Annotated in this window: 11 protein-coding genes; all 11 read right to left on the bottom strand. The window is 34.7% G+C overall.

Annotated elements, in window-relative coordinates; genetic code table 11:
- Position 1: 1 nt before the first annotated feature.
- The 11 genes from F7O84_RS04375 to F7O84_RS04325 all read right to left on the bottom strand — a co-directional run bounded on the left by F7O84_RS04375 (position 2) and on the right by F7O84_RS04325 (position 15,266).
- Positions 2 to 2,854 (bottom strand): penicillin-binding transpeptidase domain-containing protein, encoded by a 2,853-nt coding sequence (locus F7O84_RS04375; protein ID WP_151142323.1) that lies wholly within the window; start codon positions 2,852 to 2,854, stop codon positions 2 to 4.
- Positions 2,847 to 3,365, bottom strand: coding sequence for a rod shape-determining protein MreD (gene mreD, locus F7O84_RS04370; protein ID WP_151142321.1), 519 nt, complete (start codon positions 3,363 to 3,365; stop codon positions 2,847 to 2,849). Before mreD ends, F7O84_RS04375 begins: the two co-directional genes overlap by 8 nt.
- Positions 3,366 to 3,386: 21 nt before the next feature.
- A complete protein-coding gene (mreC, locus tag F7O84_RS04365; protein ID WP_151142319.1) occupies positions 3,387 to 4,229 on the bottom strand; it encodes a rod shape-determining protein MreC in 843 nt (280 codons plus the stop codon).
- A 13-nt stretch (positions 4,230 to 4,242) separates the two neighbouring features.
- Entirely contained in the window at positions 4,243 to 5,262 is a 1,020-nt protein-coding gene (locus F7O84_RS04360) for a rod shape-determining protein (RefSeq protein WP_151142317.1), read from the bottom strand.
- Between the two features lie 149 nt (positions 5,263 to 5,411).
- The gene (gene radC, locus F7O84_RS04355) at positions 5,412 to 6,122 is read right to left on the bottom strand and encodes a RadC family protein (RefSeq protein WP_243140803.1); all 711 of its coding nucleotides are present in this window, start codon (positions 6,120 to 6,122) and stop codon (positions 5,412 to 5,414) included.
- Positions 6,123 to 6,242: 120 nt separating this feature from the next.
- Positions 6,243 to 6,503, bottom strand: coding sequence for a DUF4321 domain-containing protein (locus F7O84_RS04350; protein WP_151142315.1), 261 nt, complete (start codon positions 6,501 to 6,503; stop codon positions 6,243 to 6,245).
- A gap of 107 nt (positions 6,504 to 6,610) precedes the next feature.
- On the bottom strand, positions 6,611 to 7,897 hold the full coding sequence (locus F7O84_RS04345) for a methionine gamma-lyase family protein (RefSeq protein ID WP_151142313.1): 1,287 nt from the start codon (positions 7,895 to 7,897) through the stop codon (positions 6,611 to 6,613).
- The gene (gene miaA / locus F7O84_RS04340) at positions 7,887 to 8,831 is read right to left on the bottom strand and encodes a tRNA (adenosine(37)-N6)-dimethylallyltransferase MiaA (RefSeq protein WP_151142311.1); all 945 of its coding nucleotides are present in this window, start codon (positions 8,829 to 8,831) and stop codon (positions 7,887 to 7,889) included. Before miaA ends, F7O84_RS04345 begins: the two co-directional genes overlap by 11 nt.
- An 8-nt stretch (positions 8,832 to 8,839) precedes the next feature.
- Complete coding sequence (gene mutL / locus F7O84_RS04335; protein WP_151142309.1) at positions 8,840 to 10,822, bottom strand: DNA mismatch repair endonuclease MutL; 1,983 nt, start codon at positions 10,820 to 10,822, stop codon at positions 8,840 to 8,842.
- A gap of 5 nt (positions 10,823 to 10,827) precedes the next feature.
- On the bottom strand, positions 10,828 to 13,452 hold the full coding sequence (gene mutS, locus F7O84_RS04330) for a DNA mismatch repair protein MutS (RefSeq protein ID WP_151143687.1): 2,625 nt from the start codon (positions 13,450 to 13,452) through the stop codon (positions 10,828 to 10,830).
- A gap of 137 nt (positions 13,453 to 13,589) precedes the next feature.
- The gene (locus tag F7O84_RS04325) at positions 13,590 to 15,266 is read right to left on the bottom strand and encodes a SulP family inorganic anion transporter (protein ID WP_151142307.1); all 1,677 of its coding nucleotides are present in this window, start codon (positions 15,264 to 15,266) and stop codon (positions 13,590 to 13,592) included.
- Between the last annotated feature and the right edge of the window lie 76 nt (positions 15,267 to 15,342).

Raw genomic sequence — 15,342 nt, 5'->3', positions numbered from 1 at the left:
ACTAATCGCCTGCAACTTCTGAATCTGGCGGTGTCGCAGTACCTGTAATGATCTCCGATTCGTCAGCAAGGTTAAAATAATATTTAACCACATCCCTGCCAACTTCTGCTGCATTTCCTGACGTATAACCATTTGCTATTTGAACAGTAATTGCCACTTCTGGATTATCATAAGGTGCATATGATACAAATAATGCGTGGTTTGGTTTGGTTGTGACCTCTTGCGCAGTACCCGTTTTACCTGCCACAGGAAAGTCAATTCCTTTAAATGCTTTTAACTCTTCCACTACCAAACGCATGCCTTGATGTATTGCAGTCCATGTAGATGATTGTATATCATCTAATGTATTATATACTGTAGGCTGATAATCTTCAATAACATTTCCACTAGAATCTGTAAGTTTATTTAGAAGTGTCAAATTGTAACAAGTTCCGCCATTTGCTACCGTCGTTATATACTTAGAAAGTTGTACATTTGTAAAGTTATTCGTACCCTGTCCAATGGAGGATCGGATGGAATCTTCATTCGTAATCTGAGGGGATGATTCAGTTATTTCTATTCCACTTGTCTCTGAAAGACCAAACATAGTTGCATATTGCTTGAGTTTATCAAGACCAAGTTGGTTTGAGTATTGTCCCGAAGGGGTTGTACTTAGTCGATATCCTACCTCATAGAAAAAGTAATTACAAGAATCTCTTAGTGCTTCTGAAACATTTATTTTTCCATGGGTTAGATGTCCACTTTGATATCTCCAACATTTTGGTGCCTTTGGCTGTTCCTCTACTTTATCAAACACACCAAGGTCATCAATTATGCTATTAGGATCAATGACTCCTTCTTCCAGACCTGCTGTAGCCGCCACCATCTTAAAGGTTGAACCTGGAGCAGTCTTTTGTTGAGTTGCCCTGTTTAATAGCGGATAGGATTTATCATTTAATAATTTATTATAATAATCTGCATCAATGCTGTTTGCAAATTTATTATTGTCATAACTTGGATAAGTAACTGCCGCAAGAACCTCGCCTGTGTTAACATCCGTAATAACACAAGAACCAGAATTTGGCCAAAGAGCTAATTGAGCAGGTGTGATTTCAAGATTCTTAATTTTTCCAACTAAAAATCGATATGCTCCGCCTGCAGACGAAATCTCTTCACTTGGTGTTTTCCCTTCCTCTGTCTTTAATATGCCTTGTTCAAATAAAAGCATACAAATCTCTTGTCCAGATAAAGAGTTTTCTTTTATCATGTACTTGTATAGTTTCTTATCAAAATCAACGTTACTTTCTAAACTACTTTCGATATAAGTAATGAGTGACTGGAAAATCTCTGTAGAATCTGCATATTGACTTTCCACTTTTATTTTTGTGATGTCAATCCAATTCTGAGCCACTGCATAGGACAAATAATCTTTTAAGCTAATCGACTCATTTTTCCAAGCTTTGTACGTATCATCATCCGTATTAATGGAATCTTTTAATAATACTTGGTTATTGGTTAAATAATTCACAACAAAGCTTACATAATCTTTCATCTCATCACTAAGGTTTTGATATGCTATGGAATCACCATTTAACTGAGCGGCTATATTTGCTATAACCGAAGCTTTTTTATTTTCATATTTGGAATACACCAAAGCTTCCGTCTCATTCGAGTCTTCAGCAAAAAAATGATTGGTATCAATGACATTATTATCAATCAATGCAAAATAAACATCATCAATCGGAATTTGAATATCACTAGCCGTCCCATTTGCTTTTGGTACATATTCTTTTATATTTTGAATTCGAGATACTAAAATTCCCGCAAGTTTTTGTTCTAGAATTTTATATACTGCGATATGCAACTTTTTGTTAATGGTAAGATATACATCATCTCCAGCACTTTGTTCTGTCCTAGAATCTACTTTAATTACTTTACCTAAATTATCAACATAGACTTGTTCACTACCTTTTTTACCTTGTAGCTGTTGTTCCATATATTTTTCAATACCAGATTTACCTACAACATCCGTAAGTCTATAATCTTCATTTTCTTCTTTTAATGCATCTAATTCATCTTGTGATATTTTTCCTGTATAACCTATAATATGTGCAAAATATTCACTGTCTACATATTTTCGAACGGAGCCTTCTTCAATATTAACGCCTGTAAGGGTATCTTGATTCTCCATAACAACTGCTACCGTTTCGTCACTGACATCAGATGCAATGGTTGTAGCCAAGTACTTTTGATAACTATTTGCCGCCATAGCATAACGAATGGTTATAATCTTTAATGCTTCCTCCGCACTATACTTATCACTGACTCCATAATTTTTTTCATTCATTAGATACTCAATTACTTCCTTCGCTGTAACATTTGGATTTTCTTTCTTTTCAAAATCTTCTATTTTACGATATCCATATACGTCAGCAAGAAATCTCTTTAACTGTGTATCCTCTACGGTATAAGTAAAACTACCCGAACCATCCAAAACAATATTAAAATCATTGATGATGCTATCTCCATGGGATTCAATAATTTGAATGAGTCGATAAATAATTTCGTTTAATTGTTCGTTTTTAACCTTTCTACTTGGATAGCTACCATTATCTTCTATGGTTACCGCATAAGCTAATTCACTATAAGCAAGTAATTCTCCATTTCTATCAAAAATTCTTCCACGTGTACTTGGAATCGTTTTTTCTTTTTTAATTGTTAATGTAAAATTCTCCAAATATGTATCACCATTAACGATCTGTAATTGAAAAATTCGCTGGATTAGAATTGCAAACATAAAACAAAAAATAATTGCTAATATAAAAAGTCTTGATTTTACTATGCTTGCTATTACTTCTTTTATATTCTTAAACAAACTTGCTTGCACTCCTTTTTTCTCTAGACTCCAATTTACGGTTAATAGCTCTTATTACCCGATAAAAAACAATGGTAACAACAACGGTATACACAACTTCTGGAATGATAATGTGAACGATGTAATACATGATATCAAGCCTGGTTCGAAGAAGGAATAAAAACAAATAAATAATAAAACCATATACGAAATCACTTAGTGTAATTAATATAATAGGAAGCTTAATATCCTCGTCATAAAAAATCTTATTAAAAAATCCATTGACATACCCAATGTACATATAAACGAGTGCATAAAACCCTAACACATCACCATAAAAAATATCGATTAAAAAACCACAAAAAAATCCAATGATTAAACCTTCCTTCTTGCCTCTCATCAAACCAAAAGAGGATGTTATAATAATTAGAAGATTTGGTGCAATGTAACCTAAAGACAAAGCTTTAAATAATGTACATTGCAAACAAAAACATATAATGATAAGCAGAGTCAATACTATTTTTCGATTCATTCCTACCCCGCCTTTCCTTGCCTATTTCTTCAAATCGGTAATAACAAGCACTTCTTCTAAATGTTCAAAATCCACTACTGGTGTAATATAACCAGAGCTAGTTAGATTATTTGCATCCATAATTTTTTCGTTAATATATCCAATTAATATACCTTGAAGATATTTATCACTAATATTAGAGGTTACTACCTTATCTCCTACACTAACCAAGTTATCTTTGTCATTTAATTGACTAAAACGAATCATGCCTTGACTCATTAGCTTTAAGTCACCCGTCACAATACACCGATCCGATGTATTCAAAATCATTGCACTTACATTACTAGAATCATCAATGATAGAACGAACCTTTGCCCAGTTTGGTCCAACATCAATAATAATACCTACTAAACCGCTGCCAGCAATCACATTATTATTTACCTTAAACCCATCATTCGTACCTTTGTCAATGATAAAGGTACTAAACCAGTTACCAGGGTCTTTACCTGTAACTCTTGCAGCTACCTTATTATAGCTTGGATACTTTTCATCTAACTGATACAATTCTCTTAAACGTGCCAATTCGTATTTGTCTTGTTGTAATGTACTATTTTCAATCGTCAACTCATCCACTTGAGCTTGTAGGCTCTTATTTTCTTCTATCAACTTTTGAAGACTTTGTAGTTGGTCTGCTCGGCTGCTTATACTCCGTCCAATATAATTGATACCATTTTGTATAGGTACAAAAACATAGCCAGAAACCGTTTTTAACGGTCCTGTGGCTAAATCTGTAGTAAAAGTGATGAATATCATTGCCACGCAAAGAATCGTGACCAATAATAAAAGGTATTTACTTGGTAATGAAAATTTTGTTTTTCTTTTCATAAGATACCTCTATTTATCTGATATTATTAGAATTTTTAGTTGAATAAGCAAGTTTTCTATAAGCAGACTCATTTATCATTTTACTAAAGCCTCTTGCAACGCTTTCGGACGGTTTATCGCATACATTCACTTTTAAGCCTGTTTCTCGATTAAACATTTTATCTAATCCCTTGATACTGGAAGAGCCACCTGTTAAATAAATTCCAGCTCTGATGATATCTGCCCCAAGCTCTGGTGGCGTTCTTTCTAATATTACTTTAGCTGCATCCACAATACTGTGAAGTGGTTCACTAATTGCTTCATAGATTACTTTTGAACTAATGGTTAGTTCAGAAGGAAGTCCTGTCACAATATCTCGTCCAAATACACCAGCACTGGATTCATCTGGTTCAAGCGCATTGGCTAATTCCTTTTTTATCACTTCTGCTGTTTTATCACCTATAATAAAATTAAAGTTTCTTTTAATATAGTTAATGATTGCTTCGTCAAATTTGTTGCCACCAATTTTAATCAAACGACTAACTACGATACCACCTAATGAAACAATTGAAATTTCAGTCGTATCTGCACCTATATTAACAATCATAATACCTTGTGAACTTGTTACATCAATTCCAAGACCTAGTGCATCTACAATTGCTTTTTCTGTAATAAATACTCTTTTTGCCTTTACATTAGCGTTTTCTACTAAGTCAAAAAAAGCTCTTTTTTCTACCTCTGTAATATCAGTAGGTACTGCAATATAATAGTCTGCATTCTTTAAATTATTTTTGGATGCTTTTTCTAGCATCTTTTTAAGTATAAGTTGCATACTTTTAATATCAGCAATTACTCCATTACTCATAGGGTAAGTAACTTTAATGTTAGCGGGTGCTTTTTCATACATCTCAAAAGCTTCATCACCTACTGCAAAAAAAACATTTTTATTCTTAATGGCAACTATATTTTTTTCGTTTAATATAGTTTCCTCATCGTCGTTATATATCTTAATGTTACTTGTTCCTAAGTCAATTCCAAAAATATTACTAGCCAAATCATTGACCCCCTTCTACTTCGCATTTTCTTTATTTTTCTTTCGCTTTATCGCTAACTTATCGGGTAAAAACAAATACTCACTTCGTTCGTGCTTGTTTTTCTTCCGATAAGTTATATTTTATACAGTTTTTGTAATATTATTAAAAACTATAGTATGCCTTGTTCTTTCATGCTGATATATCTTTTGTCTCCTATAATAATATGATCCAAAAGCATGATTCCAATCAGCATTCCGGCTTCTTTAATTCGTTTTGTTGCAAGAATATCTTCTCTGCTTGGAGTTGGGTCTCCACTTGGGTGATTATGAATTAAAATAATATAAACAGCCTGATTATTTAAAGATTCAAGAAAAATTTCCCTTGGAGATATCAATGAAGCATTAACAGTTCCTTTTGATATCACCTTGTCACTTAAAAATTGATTTTTTGTATCAACCATGACAAGTAACGTTACTTCTTGGTTTACAAATCTTAAGTCTTCCATATAATAGTCTGCGATTGTTCTTGGATTATTCATGCATAATCTTCTTCTTGCAGTCGTTTTTGCAATCCTTCTGGAAAATTCTGCAATACATTTAATTTGAACTGCCTTTACCTTTCCAATCCCTTTGATTTGTTGTAAATCCTTTAGTGATAACCTAGTGATAGCAAGAAGACCTTCATCACTTGATATGTTTAATATCCGTTTAGCCAAATCAATTGATTTTTCTTCTTTTGTACCTGTTCTTATAATGATTGCCAATAATTCAGCATCTGATAATGATTCTGGTCCAAATTGTGAAAATTTTTCATATGGTTGTTCTTGTTTTGGTATTTGTTTCATTGTAAAACGAGTCATTTCGTCAAGATGTTTATTCATAGATTATTCTCCTTCAATATGAGGTTACGCATCTAACTAAACTTTATAGCCAGTGCAACTATTAATCCTTTACAACATCTCTCCAACTTTAAATAAGACATAAGGTAACGTCTTTTTGAATTACAATGTACGATATATCATAATTGCCAGTATTACCCCAATAATACCTGCTATCGTAATCTTAATATTTAATCCAAAGGTTAATACTAATATTCCCAAATTCAAAACAATTGGACTTTCAAATCCAAAGCTTTGTCCATAGTTTAACCAGTTTAAATAAGTCAAGCCTTCAGCCAGAGAACCAATAAAGCCACCTAAAACAACTCCTGCTAAAATCAGTAAAAACAATGACCATGTATTTTTATTTCTACTAAAACTCATAGAAACCTCCCTGCGCTTTTGTAAAAGTCCACCTTATGTAAACTTGATTGTATTTACAACAAACAACTTTAATTGTATCATAAATCAAATTTATTGTATATAAAATTTTACAATTTCGCAATACTTGCATTCTTTAATTTTTGCAATGACATCAGAATTCCTAGCTTTGCATGTTGCCAAGTAAGGCCACCCTGAAAATACACACTATAGGGAGGTTTAATTGGTGCATCAGCACTTAATTCTATGGAAGAACCTTGTACAAAAGCCCCTGCAGCCATAATAACATCACTATCATAACCTGGCATTGCCCAAGGCTCTGGAACTACATGACTATCCACTGGTGCCGCAGCTTGAATTCCTTTACAAAATTCAATCACACCTTCTGGTGTTCCAAACGTAACTGCTTGAATGATATCATGGCGACTCTCGGTACTGTTTGGCACTACTTGAAAGCCTAATTTTTCATAAATATTTGCAGCAAAAATGGCTCCTTTTAGTGCGCCTCCTACTACAGTCGGTGCTAAAAATAATCCTTGATAAAAAGATTGTGTAATGCCAAGGGTTGCCCCTACTTCTTTTCCAAGTCCTGGTGATGATAGACGATAAGCTGCGTTTTCTACATATTCTTTTTTCCCTACAATATATCCTCCTATTGGAGCAAGACCACCACCTGGATTCTTAATCAAAGAACCTACACATAGGTCAGCTCCTACATCAGTTGGTTCCATTCTTTCTACAAATTCTCCATAACAGTTATCTACCATACAAACCACTTCTGGTTTGATTTGTTTGATAAATGCAATCAACTCTTTGATTCTTTCAATTGACAAGGTTGGTCTGGTTTGATACCCTTTGGAACGTTGTATCGTTACTAGCTTGGTTTTTTCATTGATTGCCTTTTTGATATTTTCAAAATCAAAAGAACCATCTTCTAGCAAATCCACCTGCTTATAACTCACACCATATTCTTTTAAAGAACCTCTGGATTCTCTAATTCCAATTACCTCTTCTAACGTATCATATGGTTTTCCAACCGGTGAAAGCAGTTCATCCCCTGGTCTTAGGTTGGCAGACAACGCAACATTAAGTGCATGTGTTCCACAAATAAGCTGTGGTCTAACAAGTGCTGCTTCTGCATGAAAAACGGACGCGTAAACTTCTTCCAGCGTATCGCGTCCTAAATCGTTATAGCCATAGCCTGTTGTTGCCGCAAAGTGAATGTCACTGACTTTGTTTTTTTGCATTGCGTGAATTACTTTTAACTGATTATATTCAACGGTCTCATCTATTTTTTCAAATCTTTCCTTTAAATCTTTTAGAATGGTTTCTCCAAAGGTATAAACCGCTTCCTCAATTCCTAGTTCCTTGTACATACAATCCATTTCAAAATTCATAAATCGTTCCAACTTTCTTTATCATTTCTTCCAATACCTTTTGCCTGTCGTGTCCATAATCTGGTAAATGAAGCCATGTTACATCTGACTCTCTCTTAAACCATGTAATCTGTCTTTTTGCAAAATGTCTGGTATCCCTTTTCAAAATATAAATGGCTTCCTCTAATGTGATTTCATCATCTAGATAGCTTAAGATTTCCTTATAGCCAAGTCCTTGCATCGAAACCATGTCCTTTGTATAACCTTTTTTCTTTAGTTCACGAACCTCTTTAAGCAAGCCTTCTTCTAGCATACGGTCAATTCTTTGATTGATTCTCTCATAAAGTACATCTCTTTCATCATTTAGTACAAAGTAAACAAAATTAAAAGGAGATTCCTTTTTCTTTTGTTCTTCGTTGTGTTCCGATATCTTTTGTCCCGTTTGGTAAAAGAACTCCAATGCACGAATCACACGTTTTACATTATTGGCATGAATTTGTTTAGAAGCCTCTAAATCTACCTTTGCAAGCTCATCATGAAGATACTCTGCTCCTTTTGTTTTAGCCACTTCTTCTAGTTCTTTTCGATAAGTAAAATCTTCTTTATTCTCTGTAAAATCAATGTCATATAGTACTGCCTGAATATAAAAACCAGTGCCTCCAACAAGAATGGGAACCTTTCCCTTTTCATAAATCTCATTCATATATCTTTTTGCATATTCTTGGAATTTAACAACGTTAAATTCTTCATCTGGTTCAAATTCATCAATCAGATAGTGTTTCACACCATCCATTTCTTCTTTTTTAATCTTTGCAGAACCAATATCCATTTGCTTATATACTTGCATAGAATCAGCAGAGATAATCTCTCCATTGATTGCCTTTGCAAGCGCAATCGAAAGTTCTGTTTTTCCTACCGCAGTAGGGCCTGTTAATATAACGAGTGGTTTTTTCAAATCATCACCTACACAATACGTTTAAATTTTTTCTCAAGTTCTGCTTTTGTCATCGATATAATCGTTGGTCGTCCATGAGGACAATTATAAGGATTCTCTAAAGTCAGTAACTCATCAATCAATGCCGTTGCCTCTATATGGGAAAGCTTATTGTTTCCTTTTACTGCCGCTTTACATGACATCAAAGCAATTTTTTCATCTATAATATCAGGTTGATGTAGACTCACCCCATCATTTAAACCATCAATCATTTCAATTAGTAAGTCTTTTTGCGCAATGGAAAATAAATTCCCTGGAACTGCACGTACCGAGTATTCTTTGCCACCAAAGGGTTCTATCTCAAAGCCTATGTTCGTAAAATGCTCCATATACTTTTTAAGCAGTTCTTCTTCTTGCATCGACAAAGTAAGAATGATTGGAGGACTTAATAATTGAGACGTGTGTTCCTTTTCCTTTAAAGACTTCATGGTTCTTTCATACAAGACCTTTTCATGTGCGGCATGCTGATCAATCAGATACATTTTATCATGAAACTGCACAATCCAATAGGTGTCAAAGACTTGTCCTATTATTTTATGTTCATACTTGGCTTCTTTGGTCAGTAATTTTTCTTCAAATAAGTCTAATTGCTGTGCATTTTTTATAGCCTCTTCTTTTTCTAAAGATATACTTTCATGAAGCTCTTTTGTATTCGTATTATCTTTTTGTATATCGTCTGATTCTACTATTTTTTTCTTTGAAATCTCATCTTTTTTTTCTTCTTGCAATTCATACGGATTTTTAATGGAAAGCCCTTCGATTTGCTTATTCCCACCATATTTGTTGGCTGCTTCTTTAAACATCATATCTATTTTAGATAGAGGCTTTTCTTCTCTCACATAAGAAGTTGTCATTTCTTTGACTAACCGACTCGTCTCAAAGGGTTCTGGTGTCGGAGGTAATTTCGCTTTTTGCTTTTCGTTTTCTTTTTCTTCTTTAGAGAAACTAACGCTTGGGATTAACTCTCTTTTCGTAAGTCCATTTTGAATGGTTTGAAAAATAAACTTATAGATTTCTTCTTGATTGCTGAATCTAAGTTCCATTTTGGTAGGATGCACATTTACATCCAACAAGTCTCCATCTATCGTAAAATGAAGTGCGGTAAAGGGGTATTTATGTTGCATCATAAAAGTCTTATATCCTTCTTCTATCGCTTTTGCAATAATTCCACTCTTTACATATCTGCCATTTACATAATAATTTTCATAGTTTCGATTTCCTCTAGAAATTACAGGTTTCCCAATAAAGCCTGTTATTTTAACTCCTTCCATGGAAGCGTCAATTTCTATCAGATTACCCGCAATCTCTCTTCCATATACACTATAGATAATGTCCTTTAGATTCGTATTGCCTGACGTATGAATCTTTGTCTGGTTATTATTGATGAATTTAAAGGAAATATCTGGATGTGACAATGCCAACCTCTCAATCAAATCATTGATATAAGATGCTTCTGTGGTAGCTGATTTTAGGAATTTTCTCCTTGCAGGTGTATTGTAAAAAAGCTTTCGAACCAAAAAAGTCGTCCCTTCTGGCGCACCGATATCTTCTAGTCCTTTTTCCAAACCACCTTCTATAATATAACGAACTCCCATCAGACTTTCCTTTGTCTTTGTAATTAACTCTACTTGTGATACTGCAGCAATACTTGACAAAGCTTCTCCACGAAAACCAAGAGAAGAAACAGAAAGTAAGTCCTCTACACTTTTTATTTTACTGGTAGAATGCCGAAGAAATGCAAGTGCAGCTTCTTCTTTTGGGATTCCACAACCATTATCCGTGATTCGAATAAAACTGATTCCACCTTCTTTTATTTCTACTGTCACCGCACTAGCCTTGGCATCTATTGCATTTTCTACTAACTCTTTTACAACAGAGGCAGGTCGTTCAATTACCTCTCCCGCTGCAATCTTATCTATGGTATTTTGGTCAAGTAACGCAATGTTTGGCATATGTATCACCACCTATTTTTAATCTTATTTTGCAGCTTATAAAGTGTATTTAGAGCATCAATTGGTGTCAGATTTCCAATGTCAATTGTCTTTAACTCCTCTAATATATCATCATCCTTTACCGTATCAAACAATGACATTTGCTCTAAGTCTACTTCGTCAAGCTTTGTTCTCTTTGTTTTCTTTACATTATCAACGGAAATATTTTTCACTTTTGCCGTAATGTCTGCTTCATTTAATTCGCTTACAATCTCTTTTGCTCTTGCAATTACGCTATCTGGTACACCTGCAAGCTTTGCTACTTGTATACCATAGCTATTATCTGCACCACCTTTTACGATTTTACGAAGGAAAACAATATCATCGCCTTGTTCCTTTACTGCAATGCAATAATTATTTACACTATCAAGCTTACCTTCTAGCTCTGTTAATTCATGATAATGTGTGGCAAATAACGTCTTTGCTCCAAGTAGCTTTGGATTGCTGATATGCTCTACTACAGCCCAAGCGATACTAAGTCCATCAAAGGTACTGGTTCCTCTTCCAATTTCGTCTAATATCAAAAGACTGTTTGAGGTAGCATTTCGTAATATATTTGCAACCTCGGTCATTTCTACCATAAATGTACTTTGCCCCGATGCAAGGTCATCCGAAGCTCCTACTCTGGTAAAGATGCGGTCTACAATTCCAATTTTTGCTGAGGATGCAGGAACAAAACAACCGATTTGTGCCATTAAAACAATCAAGGCGGTTTGTCTCATATAAGTAGATTTACCTGCCATATTAGGTCCTGTTATAATAGAGATTCTTTGGTTTGAATTATTTAAAAATGTATCGTTTGGAATAAACATATCATTGCTTATCATCTTCTCAACGACAGGATGACGTCCATTTTTAATATCAATTTCACCTTTATTATTAATCACTGGACGACAATAGTTACCTCGCTCCGCTACTAATGCTAAGGAGGTAAAAACGTCAATTTTTGCAATTGCTTTTGCAGTTGCTTGGATACGAACCACTTCTTTCGCTATCAAATCTCTCAGTTCACTAAATAAATCATACTCAAGAGAAAAGAGTTTGTCCTCCGCACCAAGAATGATATCCTCCAACTCTTTTAGCTCTGGAGTAATATAGCGTTCAGCATTGGCAAGGGTTTGCTTTCTTGTATAATCGGCTGGAACTAAGTCTTTGTATGAATTGGTTACCTCAAGGTAATATCCAAATACTTTGTTATACTTTATTTTTAACCCTTTGATTCCTGTACGTTCTCTTTCCTTTGCTTCCAGATTAGCAAGCCAAGATTTTCCTTCCGTTTTTGCATGACGGTATTTATCGATTTCTTCATGAAACCCTTCTTTAAAGATGCCACCTTCTTTGATTGCAATTGGCGGTTCTTCTACAATAGCATCATCAATTAATTTAAAAATATCCTCTAAAGGATCCAATTGCGCATGGATTTCTTTTAATAATGAAGAATTTAATGTCCCGAGTATGTATTTGATATGAGGAAGCATAGATAAGGAGCTACTAAATGCAATCAAATCTCTTGGATTTGCAGATTTATAACTAATTTTACTAATTAATCGTTCCAAGTCATACACTGGCTTTAAATATTCTTTTATCTCTTCTCTTGATATTGCATTTTTATTTAATTCTTCAATGGCATCCAAACGCTTTTCAATTTCTTCTTTATCAATTAACGGCTGTTCCAAATAGCTTCTTAACATTCTAGCACCCATAGCCGTTTCAGTCTTATCAAGCACCCATAACAAAGAGCCGCGTTTATTTTTTTCTCTTAACGTTTCAACCAGCTCTAAATTCCTTCTAGAAGAGCTATCAATCAACATAAATTTACCAGTTGAGTATGGTTGAATGGTAGTTAAATGCGATAACGAGGTCTTTTGAGTCTCATATAGATATTGAAGCAAAGCACCTGCACCAATTACGCCACAATCATAATCTTCAAGACCAATTGCTTGAAGGCTCGCAGCCTTAAAATGCTCTAATAATGCTTTTTTACACAACTCATCTTCAAAATACCAAGAATCCAAAGAATATACCGTAATGCCAAGACGCTCTTTCATATCGTTAATGTCTATTCCACTGACATAGAAAGAGTTGTTGCATATAATTTCAGAAGGTACAAACTTATTGATTTCATCAATTAATTTACGGTCTGAATCGACTTCTGTTACAAAATAATCCCCTGTTGTTACATCCGCAATTGAAAGTCCATAACGATCTGCTATGTAAACGATACACATAATATAGTTATTTTTTGTTTCATCAAGGGCTTGTGTATTTAAATTGGTTCCAGGTGTAACAATGCGAATTACCTCTCGCTTTACAAGACCTTTGGCAGTTTTAGGATCCTCCACCTGCTCGCCTATTGCAACCTTATAACCTTTTGATACTAATTTATTTAAGTAGCCGTCTACTGCATGATAAGGAATTCCACACATAGGCGCTCTTTCTTCAAGACCGCAATCTTTACCAGTTAACGTAATTTCTAGCTCTCTTGCAGCAGTAACAGCATCTTCAAAAAACATTTCATAGAAATCACCTAGTCGATAAAATAAGATGCAATCCTTGTATTGTTTTTTCGTCTCTACGTATTGCTTCATCATTGGAGTTAATTCTGCCACTGTATTTTCCTCTTTCTTTTCTATGTAATTACTGTAAGGGACGTACCTATTAGAACTACAATTCTAATCGTATACGTCCCTTATCATTTTATCTTAATTTATTTTCACTTTCAAGTACGTTATTGCAAATCAGATGAACCTTTTGTCTTACCAAGTGTGGCTGCGCGCTTTAGTGCTATGTCAATATTACTACAAATGTTTTCTTCTTGAATAACTTTATCAAAACCAGCTTTTTTGATAACGGATAACGGCTGATCTTGTATATGTGAGAAGATTAATGTTATATGGTTCTTTTGACATTTATGATGAATCTCTTGTAGAGTCTTAAGAGCCGTTGCATCCATTGCTGGTACTCCCTTCATGCGAAGAATAATTGCATTGACTGATTTTTCAGTTGGAATTTGAAAGAATTTGTAAGCAGCTGCAAAAAACATTGGTCCTACCACTTCATAAACTAAAGTATTTTTAGGAACTTCTCGAAGTAGAATGCGTTCTGGGTCGTTTTCATTTTCTTCTTCCTCCTCATCTATATACTTCCAGCCATTAATCTGCGTTACATCTGACATACGTTTCATAAATAAAAGTGCTGTTAGTACAATTCCTATCTCGATTGCAACTACCAAATCAAATACAATGGTTAGAACAAAGGTTGCAACTAAAACAATGATATCGCTCTTAGGAGCCGTCTTTACTAATTTTATAAACACTCGCCACTCACTCATATTATAGGCAACAACAAACAAGATGGCAGCGATTGCAGGCATTGGAATAAAGGAGGCGTAAGGCATTAACACTACAAGGATTAAAAGTAGGGTTATGGAATGAACCATGCCAGCAATAGGGGTACGTCCTCCATTTTTTACATTTGCTGCAGTTCTTGCAATCGCACCAGTTGCAGGAATTCCACCAAACAAAGCAGATGTAATATTTCCAGCTCCTTGGGCAATCAACTCCATATTCGAACGGTGTTTGCTTCCTATCATGCCATCTGCTACTACGCAAGATAGCAAAGATTCGATTCCTGCTAAAATAGCAATCGTAAAAGCATCAGGTAGTACATTCCTTACCATTTTAAAGGAAAAGACTGGAAGCTGTATGGTTGGTAGTTTGTTACTAATTTCATAGAGAGAGCCAATGGTATTTACTTGCATGTGAAAGAACTTTACTAACACACTCGCTATGATAACAGCTGTCAATGAAGCTGGTATTTTCTGGTTGATTTTAGGCCATACAATTAAAATAAACAGGCTTACAATACCGATAAAAAGAGCCTGATAATTCAAGGTATGAATACTGGTAAAACAGGCATGAAGTTTTTCTAATGTCTCAATCGGTGTACTATGTAACTGCAAGCCCAAAAAATCTTTTATTTGTCCAATTAATATTGTTACCGCAATTCCAGCTGTAAAGCCAGTTGTGATTGTATAGGGAATGTATTTTAGCAAGCTTCCAAAACGAAGGATACCAAACAAGATTAATATGATTCCAGCAAGAATGGTGGCAAGGATAAGCCCCTCCATTCCAGCACGTGCAACAACACCTGCAACAATACTAGCAAATGCTGCTGTCGGTCCTGATATCTGAACCCTGCTACCTCCCAAGAAAGAAATAACAAAACCTGCTGTTATCGCAGTATAAAGACCTTGCTCTGGTCCTACTCCCGAAGCGAGTGCCAATGCAATCGACAAGGGCAAGGCAATAATGGCAACGATAATGCCTGCAACAACATCTTTTATAAATTGTTCCTTTGTGTAACCTTTCATAACCGAAAACAATTTTGGTTTCATCTTTTCCATTTCTTTTTTATCCTCCAGCGTAATTCGTATTCGAAATAAAGTATGAAGCTTATATAGACTTAAAAATAGACGCCTC

It is taken from the genome of Candidatus Galacturonatibacter soehngenii (genome assembly GCF_008830185.1).
In the GTDB taxonomy this organism is placed as follows: Bacteria; Bacillota; Clostridia; order Lachnospirales; family Lachnospiraceae; genus Lachnotalea; species Lachnotalea soehngenii.
The sequence above is the reverse complement of the archived record's forward strand: the minus strand, read 5'-3'. Positions and strand labels throughout refer to the sequence as shown.